Raw genomic sequence first — 12939 nt, forward strand, 5'->3', positions numbered from 1 at the left:
CCTCATGTTCCGCGGCGCGCGGCGACCCCTTGGACCAGTGCCATGCCGACCGCCAACGAGGCCGCCAGCGAGCGAAAGCCGGCGAAGTCGGATTCCACCACTTCCAGCCAACTGTCCGACAGCCGGATCAACGGGCTGAAGGTGCTGTCGGTGATGGTGACGATGCGGGCCTTGCGCTCATGCGCCACCGCGACGAGGTCCGGGGTGATCGAATTGTAGGGGCTGAAGGAGACGGCCAGCACTGCGTCGCGCGCGCCGATGCAGCCGACCTGGTCGAGTGCCGAGGAGCCGACATTGTCGACCAGCACATTGCGCACACCCTGTTGCGACAAGGTCAGCGACAGATAGGTGGTGACAGGGAAGGCGCGCTTGGAGCCGATGACGTAGATGAGGTCGGCGCCAGCCAGCAGCGCCACCATCTTTTCGAAGCTTTCGACGTCGAAGCCGGCCTCGACTCGGCCAAGCGAGGCCTGCGAGGCGCCCACCATGCCATGCAGGAAATGCAGATTGGCATTGGCCTCTGTCTTTTCCTGGCCACGCCCTTCCGGCCACGATCCCTTGACGTGGTCCTTGAACAGGCCCTGGAAATCGGAAAAGCCGGAGTAACCGAAGATCTGGGCAAAGCGGACCAGCGTCGAGGGCTGCACGCCTGCCTGGGCGGCCACCTGCGCGATGGTGCCGAGCGCGACGTCGCTCGGATGCTGCCACAGGAAGATCGCCACCTGGCGCAGCCGTTTGGGAAAATGCACCGTGCCCGACGACAGCACCGCACGCAGTTCCTCATAGGTCCGAGGTTGGATGTAGCCCAGTGCTGCCAGCGAGCGCCCCCGCTTGCGCGTCGCCGCCTCGTCGGCAATGGACCGTCCCGATGATTTGCGCGCCCCGCTCATGTTTTCAGGCTAGCGCGATACGATCGTTTTACAATATGGAAATTGGAAATGGCGTTCGACGGTGAGTCAGGAGAATGATGCTAGCGGTCAAAGGTGGCGCTCTACGGCGCCCCCCTCTGTCCTGCCGGACATCTCCCCCTCAAGTGGGGAGATTGGACGTACCTCTGCTTTCGCCAATCGCCAGCGTTGCAAGAAAGGCGCCGCAGTCGACGCTGCCAATCTCCCCCTGGAGGGGGAGATGTCCGGCAGGACAGAGGGGGCGCCACAGAACTCGACGGTGGGTGCCGGCTCGATATCGGGCCTCAGCCCTTGAATCAGTCTGCTCGGAGGAGACAAACATGGTCTACGCAACATCGGACGGGTCGGCGGGCAAGCGCCTGCGGGTTGGCATGGTCGGCGGCGGCCGCAACGCCTTCATCGGCGCGGTGCACCGGCTCGCCATGCGCCTCGACGACCAGATCGCGCTGGTCGCCGGCGCGCTGTCTTCCGATCCGGAAAACGCCGCCGCCTCTGCCGCCGAGATCGGCATCGCGCCGGAGCGTAGCTATGCCGACTACCATGCCATGGCCAAGGCCGAGGCGGCGCGGCCGGATGGCATAGAGGCCGTCGTCATCGTCACGCCCAACCATCTGCACGCGCCGATCGCCACCGCCTTCCTCGAAGCCGGCATCGACGTGATCTGCGACAAGCCGCTGTCGACGACGCTTGACGACGCCGAGGCGCTGGTGGCGTTGGCGAAGGCGAAGAAGCGCCGCTTCGTCGTCACGCTCAACAACACCGGCTACGCCATGGTGCGCCAGGCGCGCGAGATGGTGGCGGCGGGCGAGCTTGGCCGGATCGTGTCGGTGCACGGCGCCTATATCCAGGACTGGCTGACGAAGCCGATCGACGCCGAGGGCCAGAAGCAGGCGGAATGGCGCACCGATCCGGCGCGGGCAGGGCAGTCGGCGGTGCTGGCGGACATCGGCGTGCATGCCTTCAATCTGGCGAGCTATATCTCGGGTTGCGAGGCCGAGACGGTGTCGGCCGATCTGTTCACCGCCGTGCCGGGGCGCCGGCTCGACGACAATGCGCATGTGCTGGTGCGCTGGACCGGCGGGGCGCGCGGCACGATCCTGGCCAGCCAGACATCACCAGGCCACTACAATGACCTCTCCGTGCGCATCTATGGCGACAGAGCCGGGCTCGAATGGTCTGGAAGCCGGCCGGAGGAATTGCGCTTCTCCAGATATGGCGAGGAAACCCGGACGCTGGTGCGCGGCGGCCATGGCTCGACCGAGGAAAGCCGGCGCGTTTCGCGCATGCCGGCGGCGCACCCGGAAGGCTATATCGAGGCCTTCGCCAATTTCTACCGCGATGCCGCCGACATCATCCGCGCGCATCGGTCGGGTGGGGTGGTCGATGCGGCACGCGCGGCGCAGGTGCCTGACGTGGTCGATGGCGCACGCGGGGTGAAGTTCGTCGCCGCAGCGGTGGAGTCCAATGCGGCGGGTGGAGCGTGGACGGCGGCGCGGTTTCAAGAGTAGCAGCCGATCTTCCCCACAAGGGAGATCACTGGATTCCCAGCCGCTGCCCCAAATCCGACAGCATCGGGCGCTGGCCAGCAAGGATCTTGACCGCCGCCTCAGGCAGGCTGAACCAGCCCGCTCTGTCGACCTCCGGGAATTCCTTCATCGATCCCGACCGCGGCGGCCATTCCATGGTGAAGCTGTTGCTCTTGATCGCCGCCACGTCGATCTCCGCCCTGACCTCCACCGACCAGGCGCTGACGATCTTGCCGCCCGGTTGCTTGTAATCGCCGAGGCGCGTGAAAAGGCCGTCGACTTTGATACCGATTTCTTCCTCGGTCTCGCGTTGTGCCGCCACAAGCTCGTCCTCATTCTCGTCGACAAGGCCTTTCGGGATCGACCAGGCGCCATCGTCCTTCTTCGCCCAGAACGGGCCGCCGGGATGAACCAGCAGCACGCGGACATCGCCATCGCTTCGACGATAGATCAGCAGGCCGGCACTGCGTTTTGCCATTTTGCGTGTCCATTCGTGGCGCTGATACGAGGTGGCCAATGCCAGCCGATCATGGATGCCGACCCTTGCATCGGCGAATTGCGACGCTATGTCAAACACGCCCGCATTGCACCTCATGTGCGAGTCCGGCAATCTGAAGTATCACTTTGGGGCGGCGTCGAAGGTCAGGTAAGGCGTCCGAATGCAACTGGGTCTGATCGGCTACTACAGCGATTTCGTGGTCTATCCGCTGGTGATCGCCATATTGGGAATAGCCGGGTTGATCGAGGCCGGCGAGGAGAGTGCGCCGGAGTGGATCGGCATGGTCATCTTCTGTCTCGGCCTGTGGACGCTGATCGAATACGTCCTGCATCGCTTTGTCCTTCATCACATTCCCTACATCAGGGACCTGCACGACCGTCATCATGTCGAGGAGCGCAGTTCGGTGGGTACGCCGACCTGGCTCAGTCTGGGTGTGCATGCGCTGGTCGCCTTCCTGCCGGTGTGGATGGCCTTCGGTTTCGCGACCGCGAGCGCGGTCAGTTGCGGCCTGATGCTGGGCTATCTCTGGTACATCAGCGTCCACCACATGATCCATCACTGGCATCCCAGACATCCCAGTTATCTCTACACGCTCAAGCGCCGCCACGCAGTGCATCATCACATCGACGATACCGCCAATTTCGGCGTGACGTCGATATTCTGGGATCGGGTTTTCGGCACGGCGCAGCTCTGAGGGCCCGGGCGTATCTCGATCCCGGCAGATCGGGCATCATTGTCATCGCAGCCGGCCCGAGATAGCCTGCCCCGAGATAGCCTGCATCGATGTGCTGGGACCGGGGGGCATGCCGGGAATGCTTCTGCCATTCTTGTACTGGCCTGCATCTCATCGCCTTGGCAGGCTGAAATGGGTTGCTCTTTTCGCGCCGTTCATCCTGTTGTCCGGCTACATCGCCTACGGCTTTGTCGGCATCCAGCTCGACTCACCGGTCTCCGCCCTCAGGCACTTTGCCGCGTTCCCGAACTGTGCAGCGGCTCGCGCCGTCGGTCTTGCCCCCGCGCGCAAGGGGCAGCCCGGCTATTGGCCGACGCATGATGCCGACAAGGACGGCATCGCTTGCGAGCCTTGGCACGGGGAAAGCGCCAGCGGCGTCAAGGTGCATCGCTATTGGCGCAGCGGCAGGTAGTTCTCACAGTTCCTTTTCCGCCAGTTCCCTGAATTCGTCGGGCACCGAGCGCGCCGCTTCGAGCGCCACCGTGCCGTAGCCGACGGCCTGTTTGCCGAAGCGCTCGCGGATCTTGTCGATGGCGCGGTCGGCGCCGAAGCGCGCCAGGCCTTTCGCCGTGCCCGGCCGATGCTTTTCGTCGGCAAGGCCGAGCGGCAGTTCGAGCTGCAGCTCGGAACTTTCCCAGAGGTGCGAGACCGAGATCGCCAGCAGCGAGATCGTTCTTTCGTGCGGATTGTCGGCGAGCACGCCGCGCACCAGATCGCCTGCGATTTCGGCCAGCATCGTGGTCGCCGAGATCGGCTGGCCGAGCGTGATCGAGCGGGTGACGGCGCTGAGATCGGCAAAGCGCACACGCACGGTCACCGTGCGGCCGGGCCGCGCCTTGGCGCGCAGCCGGCTGGCGACGCGGTCGGCCAGGTGCAGCAAAGTGGGCACGATGACCTGCGCCACGGCTGGCTTGCGGCCAAGTGCCGACTGCGCGCCGGCCGAGTGCGCGCGGCGCTTCGTCTCCAGCTTTCTCGGGTCGCGGTTCCACGACAAGGCCGAGAGCTTTTCGCCGGCGGCGGGACCGAGTAGCCGCGTCAGCGCGCCGCTGTGCGTCCTGGCCAGCTGGCCTATGGTCTCGACGCCGATTTCGGCCAGCCGCGCCCTGGTCGCCGGGCCGACGCCCCACATCAGGCCGACCGGCAAATCGTGCAGGAAGGCAAGCTCGGTGCCGGGATCGACCACCACCAGCCCATCGGGCTTGGCGACCTGCGAGGCGATCTTGGCCAGATGCTTGGTGCGCGCCACGCCGATCGAGATCGGCAGGCCGAGTTCGGCCCGCACGCGGCGGCGGATGGTCGCGGCGATCTCTTGCGGTTGCCCGAACAGGTGCGTGCAGCCGGCGACATCGGCGAAGGCCTCGTCGATGGAGATGCGCTCGACCAGCGGCGTGAAATCGTCGAGCACCTTGATCGCCGCGTCGCCAAGCCGCTGGTAGTGGCTGAAATTGCCGCCGACGAAGATCAGCTGCGGGCAGAGCTCGCGCGCCTTGCGCCCCGGCATGCCGCCGCGCACGCCGAAGGCACGCGCCTCATAGGAGGCGGCGAGCACGACGCCGCCGCCGACCGCGATCGGCTTGCCGCGCAGCAACGGGTCGAGCAACTGCTCGACCGAGGCATAGAAGGCATCGAGATCGGCATGCAGGATGGTGGCTGTCGTTTCCATCCCGACCGCTCATCCGCAGTTGCTGATAGATGCGAACACATAGAGAACAAATCATGTACGGCTGTCAAGCCGCGGCGTAGCTTAATCAACATCCCTGGCCGCAGCCGAGGCTGGCAACTCATTTCCCATGGGAAGACTGGGAAACGATATGCTCCACCCGCAGCGCCGCCTTCATCCGTTCCAGCGCCGGCTCGCCGCCCGCCGCCAACTCGTTGGCAATGCGGGCGAGATGATCGTCGGCCTTGCGATGCTTGCTGCCCCAGGCGCCGAGCGTGGCCAGCACCGGCAAAAGATCGATGCCGGCCTCGGTCAGCCGGTAGATCGCCTTCAGCCCATGGCTCGGGTCGTCGCTGCGGGTGAGGATGCCTTCCTCCTGCAGCGTCTGCAACCGCTCGGCCAGCGTGCGTGAGGAGATGCCTTCGTCGGATTGCAGGAACTCGCGAAAGTGCTTTTTCCCGGCGAAGATCAGATCGCGGATGATGAGCAGCGTCCAGCGGTCGCCGAGCAGTTCCAGCGACAGGTTGATCGGGCACCCGGATCTTTCACGCGTCGACATCTCTATGGTTCCATTTTTAAATCACTTTACTATTGACATCATTTTTCTAGAACGTCAATAGTTCCAAATGTAAACCAATCAATGCCGAAGGCTGGCCGAGCACGCGGCGGCCGCGATCGGCACAACCGGAGACGATGATGAAAAAGCTGATCCTTCAGATGCAAATCTCGGTCGATGGTTTTGTCGGCGCCAATGCGGATCATCGCTGGCAACTCTGGGAGTGGGGCGCCGACAATGGCTGGGACGAAGAGCTGAAGCGCGATTTCAACACCGTCTTTGCCGGTATCGACACCATCCTGCTCAGCCGCAAGATGGCCGAGGAGGGGTACCTGACCCACTGGGGCAATGCGGCGAAGAAATATCCGGCCGATCCGTTCTACGCCTTCGCCCAGAGTATCGTCGAGCCACGCAAGGTGGTGCCCACCGACAGGCTGAAGACCTCGCGGTGGGAGCGCACGACGGTGGTGAGCGGCGACCTGCCGCGCGAAGTCAAGGCGCTGAAGGCGGGGGAGGGCGGCGACATCGCCGTCTTCGGCGGCGCCGGCTTCGCCTCCGCGCTGATCGCGGCGGGACTGGTCGACGAGTTCCAGCTGTTCGTCAATCCGGCGGCGCTGGGCGCCGGCCGCCGCATTTTCGACCAGGGCGGCTTCCGGAACCTTCGGCTGCTCGGTTCGAAGGCCTATGCCTGCGGCATGGTGGTCAACCGCTACGCGCCGAGCGGCTGAGCCTCGCATCGATAAAAAGACGTTTGGGCAGAATCCTTTGCCCGGGTCTCTTCGTCTTCAAGCTGCGGTTGCCGGGATGGCGCCGCGGCAATCAAGACGGAGAAAAGCTGATGATCCTGGTGACGGGTGCCACGGGCCTGAACGGAAAAGCGATCGTGCGCGAGTTCGCGCGGCAGAAGCATGTGGTGCGGGCGCTGGTCCGCGATCTGAACCGGGCATCGGCTTCAGGACTGGGCGATCTGGCCGGCGTCGACCTGGTCGAGGGCGACATGCGCCGGGCGGAAACGCTTGGCGCTGCGCTCGACGGCGTCGATCGCGTGCTGATGATTTCGACCGCGGGCGACGATATGACCGAGACCCAGTGCCGTTTCATCGACGCCTGCAGAACGGCCGGCGTCGCGCATGTGGTGAAGTTCTCCGGCAGGGAGTCCAACATCGGCTACGACGCGACGAAGTTCCGCTTCACGCGCATGCATGAGGAGGTCGAGCGCTATCTTGAAGCGGCCGGCATGGCGTGGACGCATCTGCGTCCCAGTCAGTTCATGCAAGTCTATCTGCGCGACGCGCCGACCATCGCCGCCGAGGGGGCATTCTATCTCGCGCTCGGCGAAACCGAGCTGTCGCCGGTCGATGTCGAGGACATCGCCAAGGTGGCCTTCCGGCTGCTGCGCGATGGCGGCCATGCAGGCGAGAGCCTCGACATGACCGGACCCGAGGCGCTGACCATGACCGACATCGCCGCGCGAATATCGCAGGCGACCGGCAAGCCGGTCCGCTATGTCGACGTGAGCCCGGAACAGCGGCGGCGCAACCTGCTGGCCGCCGGCATTCCGGCCGGTTTCGCCGATGCGCTGGACGAGCAACTGGCCGAGCGGCGGCGGCGGCCGAAATCGCGGGTGCACCTGGCGACGCATGAGATGTTCGGCGTCAAGCCGACGCCGTTCGTAGAGTTCGCCCGGCGCCACGCGGCGGCGTTTGGCGGCGCGGCCTGAGCGCTCTCCCGAAAAAGCGAGCGCTGTGACGTATCCTTTTTGCCCGCTCGTCCGTCCTTGGCTTTGGAGGGTCGCGGGACCCGCGATTCATAAGCCGGAGGCTATTATGGCGAGCACTGAGAGTGAGGCAAACAGGAACCATTATGCGGCGTTCGTCGCCAATGCCGGCAAGCTGACCAGCCCTCAGGCGATCATCGATTTCAACGACACTCACTGGCCGGCGCTGACCGGCGAACCGGGCGGCGTCGACTATATCGAGGTGGATGCCGGCGGCGTGCCGGCGCTATGGATCGTGCCGAAGGGCGCCGACGCGGAGCGGGCGCTGTTTTACGCGCATGGCGGCGGCTTCGTCGGCGGCTCGATCTATACGCACCGCAAATTGGCCGGGCATCTGGCCAAGGCGATCGGCTGCCGCGCGCTGCTCTATGATTATCCGTTGGCACACCAGGCGAAGCATCCGGCCCAGCTCGAAGCAGCGATGACTGCCTGGAACTGGCTCACCGACGAGGGCTTCGACCCCGGACGGATCGTCATCGCCGGCGATTCCTGCGGCGCGGTGCTGAGCTATGGCGTCCTGCAGCGGCTGCGTGCGCAGGGGAGGCCGCTGCCCGTCGCCACCCTGATCATCTCCGGCTGGTTCGACATGGCGCTGACCGCCGCCAGCTACGAGACCAACCGCGACAAGGACCCCGCCTTCGCCAAGGCCGGTGTCGACTGGCTGGCGGCAAATTTCATCGGCGATGCCGACCGGCGCGATCCCGAGGTTAGCCCGCTCTATGCCGATCTCTCCGGCTTTCCGCCTGTCTACCTGCAGGCCGGCGCCGACGAGACGCTGGTCGACGAAAGCCGCATGTTCGCCGAACGCGCCGGCCGAGCCGGCGTCGAGACGCGCCTCGAAGTCTTCGATGGCATGCTGCACTCGTTCCAGATGATGGCGGGCCGGGCGCCCGAAGCCGATGACGCGATCGCCCGCCTCGCCGCCTGGGCGCGGCCGAAGCTTGGGCTGCCGGATGCCGGTGATGTTGCCGCCGGCGCGAAGGCGGCCTGATCATGCGCCGGCTGATCGTGTCCAGCTTCGTCTCGCTGGACGGTGTCATCGAAGGGCCGATGGGGTGGGCCTCGCCCTTCTTCGACGAGCAGAACCAGGCGCATGCCTTGCAGGCGTTGTCCGGCGTCGAGTTCTTCCTGCTCGGCCGCGTCACCTACGAGATGTTCTCGGCGCGCTGGCCCGATCTCAAGGGTCCGTATATGGACCGCATCAACGGCCTGAAGAAGCTGGTCGCCTCGAACACGCTCAAGACGGTGGGATGGAATGCCACGCTGCTTGAGGGCGACGTCGCGCAGGCGCTCGCCGCGCTCAAGCGGCAACCGGGCGGCGACATCCTGAAATATGGGGTGTCGCAGCTCGACCAAACACTGGTTTCCGCCGGGCTGGTCGATGAGTATCATCTGTCGATCGTGCCAACGCGCGTCGGGCACGGCAAGCGCGCCTTCGACGATGTCGGGTCCATCGACCTCGATCTCGTCGGCACGCACCGTTTCGACAATGGCGTGGTGACCCTGACCTATGTGCCGCGATGAACCAGCAGATCCGCAGTTCTCGTGATACCGCGCAGGGGATGAGGCCAAGGCTCGATCCCGAAGGCCTGTTCGACCTGCGCTATGCCGCGTTCCTCGAGACCGTCTCGCATCTGCGCGTGCGGCTGCATCGTTACTGCGCGCGCATGACCGGCTCGGCGCTCGATGGCGAGGACGTCATGCAGGAGGCGCTGTTCGAGGCCTATCGCAAGATCGAGTTGCTCGACGACACGCTGGCGTTGCGGCCGTGGCTGTTCCGCATCGCCCATAACAGGTGCATCGATTTCATCAGGGGCCGCCGCGCGCGGCAGCGAGCCGAGGCCGGCTATGCCGGCGACGATATCGTGTTGCCGGTCGAGCCTGCCGGGCAGGGCGCCGGCCGCGCCATCGAGCGGCTGGTCGTGCACCTGCCGCCGAAGGAGCGGGCCTGCGTGCTGCTCAAGGATGTCTTCGACCATTCGCTGGAGGAGATCGCCGAGCTCGTCGGCTCGACGACAGGCGGCGTAAAGTCGGCGCTCAACCGCGGCCGCGCCAAGCTCGCTGCCTTGCCGGTGCAACCGGTCGCGGCGCCCGCACATGATCCCGACTTGGCGCGGCTGCTCGGCCGCTACGTCGAACTCTTCAATGCCCGGGATTGGGACGGGGTACGGGCGCTGACCAGCGCCGATGCGCGCCTCCGCGTCTCGGATTGCTACAACGGCCTGCTCTCCGACTCGCCCTATTTCGTCGAGTATGAGCGCGCGGAACTTCCCTGGCGCATGGGGCAGGGCGCGATCGGCGCCGAGATCGTGCTGGTCGTCGACAGGCTGTATGGCGATGTCTGGCGCCCAGCCCATCTGGTGCGGACCCATGCCGCCGGCGGAGTGATCGACCGCATCGCCGATTATTATGCGTGTCCGTGGATCCTGGAGATGGTGTTCGAGGACGGGTGACGGATTTGTCTGACTCTGTCCTATTTCACTGAGTCTGCGGCCGCCAGAATGACATCGGCCACTTCGCGCGGTTTGGAGAGCATGGGAACGTGGCTGGTCGCAAGCTCGGTCACCTCAGCGCCAATCGCCTTGGCCATCGCAGCTTCAGCAACCGGCGGTATCATGCCGTCTTGGCTGGCGACAATGTAGAAGCTCGGCTTGCTCTCGTAGGCGGCGGCAGCGAGCTTCTCGTCGAAAATACCGGCAAAGGGCGGACCTTGCGTGGCTGCGATCAGGCTGATTTCCTGCGGTGGCAGGTCCTGCGCGAAATATTTGGCGACGCCTTCGGCGCTTAGCCTGACATAGCCGCCGCTGTCGGGTTGCAGGGCGCTTGCCCAGGGTAGCGGCGGCTGACCCTTGCCAAGATCGTTCACAGACAGGCCCTTTGGCGGTGAGAAAGCGGCGACGTAGACCAGCGCCTTGACCTTGTCGTCCACGCCCGCCTGACTGATGACGACACCGCCCCAGGAATGGCCGACGAGGATGACTGGCCCCGGCTGGGCATCGATGACGCGCCTGGTTGCGTCGACATCGGCGGCAAGCGAGCTCAGCGGATTTTGAACCGCCACTACATTGAGCCCCTTGGCCTCCAGCAAGGGGATGACCTTGCTCCAGCTCGAGCCGTCGGCAAAGGCGCCATGCACCAGTACGACGGTTTTTTCGGCCCGCCGGCGGCCGAAGCCGGCGCGGCCATCGCCATTAGGACGGCGGTTCCCGAAATAAGAAAATGCGACAACGACATCGAATGGCTTCCCTTTTGATGACAGCCGCCTTGCCGGGAACAACCCCTCGGCTTGGCTTCATGCGATCGGTTTCAGCAAGCCCGAAGTGGTCGCGCCGGGCGGTCGTTATCTGGAGAGGAAATCGGTGATGAGCTTGACCGTGGCGTCCGGGTTTTCCTCCATGATCCAGTGGCCGGATGTGGGCACGACGGCTCCCGTTACATCAGCCGCGACAAACCGCAGGACGTCTGCCTGTGTCGTGCCGGCCGATTTCTCCGCGCCGACTGCCAGCACCGGCATGGGCAATTTGCCGGTGGTGGAAAGCATTGCCTGGTTGTCGATGGCATCTTGGTCGAATGCCTTGAACTGTTCGAAGGCGTCATGCATGGCATGCGGCCGTGCATAGAGTTTTGCATAGTGGACGCGCGTTGCCTCGTCGATGTTCTTCGGGTCGGCCGAAAGTTCGTTGTAGAAGCGGTCGAGGTAGATGCGCTCGCGGCCAGCGACCAGACGCTCCATGTCGGGGCCCCGGAAGTTGAAGTGCCAGAGCAACGGGCTTTGCTTGATCTTGTCCCAGTCACCTATGCCCGGCAGCGGTGCGTCGATGACAACCCATTTCGTGATGCGCTTCGGATACTGCGCGGCCAACGCATAGCCGACCATGTTGCCGATATCGTGTGTCACCAGGTCGGCCTTGTCGATCTTCAGCGCATCCATCACACCGGCGATGTCGACCGCCTGGTTCTTCTTGGTGTAGCCGCTGTCCGGATGCGCCGAGAGGCCCATGCCGCGCAAGTCCGGCACAATCACCGTGTGATCTTTCATCAGCTTCATCGCGGCTGGCGCCCACATGTCGCCGGTATCGCCGAAGCCGTGCAGCAGCACGACTGCGGGCCCTTGCCCGCCGACGCGCACATAAAGCCTGCTGCCGTTGGTCTCGATCGTCTGCGTCTTGAAGCCGGTCGGAAATGGGATCACGCGCGCCGACGCCGGAGCGGCGAATGACAGCAGGCCTAGTACGATAACCAAAGGACGAAACATGAAGCATTACCCCGAGTACTATTCTGTCGCCACGATATCGTGGTCCTTTCAACTATTGCACTATATCGTTGATTTCGTTAGGTGTCGGTCGCCTGATTGTGAATTCGGGAAAACCGAACAATGCTGAAGCTTGAATCCGTTGCCGCGTTTGTAGCTGTCGCGGATTCCGGTTCGATCAGCGAGGCGGCCAGGCGCATGAGCCTGTCCAAGTCCGTCATCAGCGAGCGGCTGTCGGAGCTTGAGCGCAGCCTTGGTACAAGGCTGCTGGACCGTACCACCCGCAAACTCTCGATCACCGAAGCGGGGCGAGGTTTTTACGAGCGCGCCAAGCGCATCATGCAGGAGGTGGCCGAGGCCAGCGCCGAAATCGCCGAACAGCGCGGCGAACTCGCTGGACCGCTCAGGATATCGGCGCCGACCAGCTTCGGTATCCTCCATCTCGGCCCGGCGTTGTATGGCTTCCTGGCCAAGCACCCGCGGATCGAACTGACGCTCGATCTCGACGATCGTTTCATCAGCATGGTGGCCAATGGCTACGATGCCGTCGTGCGTCACGGGCCGGTCGTCGATGACGGACCTGTCATTGTCAAGAAGCTGGCTTCGAGCCGCCGTTTCCTGGTGGCCTCGCCGGATTATATCGAGAGATTCGGATGGCCCGCGACCACCGACGACCTCAAACGCCACAAGGGCATCATCTATTCCATCAGGGGCGCCGCCGACTGGCGCTTCAAGATTTCGCGTCGGCTGGTGACGATCCGCTCTGAAACCGCGCTGCGCGTCAACAACGGGATTTTGATGCGCGACGCCGCGCTTGCCGGCCTCGGCCTGGCGTTGCTTCCCGCCTACTTCATCCGAACCGAGATCGCCGACAAGCGATTGACGGTCGTCGATGTCGGTGTCGAACCTGAAGGAGCTACCATCTATATCGCCTATCCCGAGGATAGGCGGGGATCCGCCAAGCTGCGCGCGCTCACCGCATGGCTACGCGAAGCCTTTGGCGATCCGCCCTATTGGGAGGCATGAGC

The 12939-nt window shown here is 64.4% G+C and carries 15 protein-coding genes; 9 read left to right on the forward strand and 6 right to left on the reverse strand.

Annotated elements, in window-relative coordinates:
- Nucleotides 1–2 precede the first annotated feature (2 nt).
- The gene (locus X741_RS143005) at nt 3–890 is read right to left on the reverse strand and encodes a MurR/RpiR family transcriptional regulator (RefSeq protein WP_023779728.1); all 888 of its coding nucleotides are present in this window, start codon (nt 888–890) and stop codon (nt 3–5) included.
- Between the two features lie 338 nt (nt 891–1228).
- Between X741_RS143005 and X741_RS143000 the strand changes: the two genes are divergently transcribed.
- A complete protein-coding gene (locus X741_RS143000) occupies nt 1229–2416 on the forward strand; it encodes a Gfo/Idh/MocA family oxidoreductase (RefSeq protein WP_023779729.1) in 1188 nt (395 codons plus the stop codon).
- A gap of 25 nt (nt 2417–2441) precedes the next feature.
- Here the strand turns inward: X741_RS143000 and X741_RS142995 are convergent, their stop codons facing one another.
- Entirely contained in the window at nt 2442–2912 is a 471-nt protein-coding gene (locus tag X741_RS142995; RefSeq protein WP_023779730.1) for an NUDIX domain-containing protein, read from the reverse strand.
- Between the two features lie 181 nt (nt 2913–3093).
- On the opposite strand from X741_RS142995, the gene X741_RS142990 reads away from it, so the two are divergent.
- Nucleotides 3094–3627 carry a sterol desaturase family protein gene (locus tag X741_RS142990; RefSeq protein WP_023768234.1) on the forward strand — a complete coding sequence of 178 codons (534 nt, stop codon included), beginning with the start codon at nt 3094–3096 and terminating at the stop codon, nt 3625–3627.
- Nucleotides 3628–3736: 109 nt separating this feature from the next.
- Nucleotides 3737–4078 (forward strand): excalibur calcium-binding domain-containing protein, encoded by a 342-nt coding sequence (locus X741_RS1000000167670; RefSeq protein WP_245272775.1) that lies wholly within the window; start codon nt 3737–3739, stop codon nt 4076–4078.
- Nucleotides 4079–4081: 3 nt separating this feature from the next.
- On the opposite strand, the gene dinB is transcribed toward X741_RS1000000167670, so the two are convergent.
- Together dinB and X741_RS142980 are read right to left on the reverse strand one after the other, a co-directional pair.
- A complete protein-coding gene (gene dinB / locus X741_RS142985) occupies nt 4082–5329 on the reverse strand; it encodes a DNA polymerase IV (protein ID WP_023779732.1) in 1248 nt (415 codons plus the stop codon).
- 118 nt (nt 5330–5447) lie between these two features.
- On the reverse strand, nt 5448–5885 hold the full coding sequence (locus X741_RS142980; protein ID WP_023779733.1) for a helix-turn-helix domain-containing protein: 438 nt from the start codon (nt 5883–5885) through the stop codon (nt 5448–5450).
- Between the two features lie 137 nt (nt 5886–6022).
- Here X741_RS142980 and X741_RS142975 point away from each other — a divergent pair, with 137 nt between their 5' ends.
- The 5 genes from X741_RS142975 (at nt 6023) to X741_RS142955 (ending at nt 10112) form a co-directional block, all read left to right on the forward strand.
- Entirely contained in the window at nt 6023–6610 is a 588-nt protein-coding gene (locus tag X741_RS142975; RefSeq protein ID WP_023779734.1) for a dihydrofolate reductase family protein, read from the forward strand.
- A gap of 110 nt (nt 6611–6720) precedes the next feature.
- Nucleotides 6721–7602, forward strand: coding sequence for an SDR family oxidoreductase (locus X741_RS142970; RefSeq protein ID WP_023779735.1), 882 nt, complete (start codon nt 6721–6723; stop codon nt 7600–7602).
- Nucleotides 7603–7708: 106 nt separating this feature from the next.
- Nucleotides 7709–8650, forward strand: coding sequence for an alpha/beta hydrolase (locus X741_RS142965; protein WP_023779736.1), 942 nt, complete (start codon nt 7709–7711; stop codon nt 8648–8650).
- A gap of 2 nt (nt 8651–8652) precedes the next feature.
- Nucleotides 8653–9183: a dihydrofolate reductase family protein gene (locus X741_RS142960; protein ID WP_023779737.1), complete on the forward strand. Its 531-nt coding sequence runs from the start codon at nt 8653–8655 to the stop codon at nt 9181–9183.
- Nucleotides 9180–10112, forward strand: a complete 933-nt coding sequence (locus X741_RS142955; protein WP_023779738.1) for a sigma-70 family RNA polymerase sigma factor — start codon at nt 9180–9182, stop codon at nt 10110–10112. Before X741_RS142960 ends, X741_RS142955 begins: the two co-directional genes overlap by 4 nt.
- A gap of 20 nt (nt 10113–10132) precedes the next feature.
- Here the strand turns inward: X741_RS142955 and X741_RS142950 are convergent, their stop codons facing one another.
- Together X741_RS142950 and X741_RS142945 are read right to left on the reverse strand one after the other, a co-directional pair.
- Complete coding sequence (locus tag X741_RS142950) at nt 10133–10795, reverse strand: alpha/beta hydrolase (RefSeq protein WP_051410504.1); 663 nt, start codon at nt 10793–10795, stop codon at nt 10133–10135.
- A gap of 204 nt (nt 10796–10999) precedes the next feature.
- Nucleotides 11000–11914: an alpha/beta hydrolase gene (locus tag X741_RS142945; RefSeq protein ID WP_023779740.1), complete on the reverse strand. Its 915-nt coding sequence runs from the start codon at nt 11912–11914 to the stop codon at nt 11000–11002.
- Between the two features lie 120 nt (nt 11915–12034).
- On the opposite strand from X741_RS142945, the gene X741_RS142940 reads away from it, so the two are divergent.
- Nucleotides 12035–12937, forward strand: coding sequence for a LysR family transcriptional regulator (locus X741_RS142940; RefSeq protein ID WP_023779741.1), 903 nt, complete (start codon nt 12035–12037; stop codon nt 12935–12937).
- Nucleotides 12938–12939: the final 2 nt, after the last annotated feature.

This window comes from Mesorhizobium sp. LNHC221B00, from assembly GCF_000502935.1.
Lineage (GTDB): Bacteria > Pseudomonadota > Alphaproteobacteria > Rhizobiales > Rhizobiaceae > Mesorhizobium > Mesorhizobium opportunistum.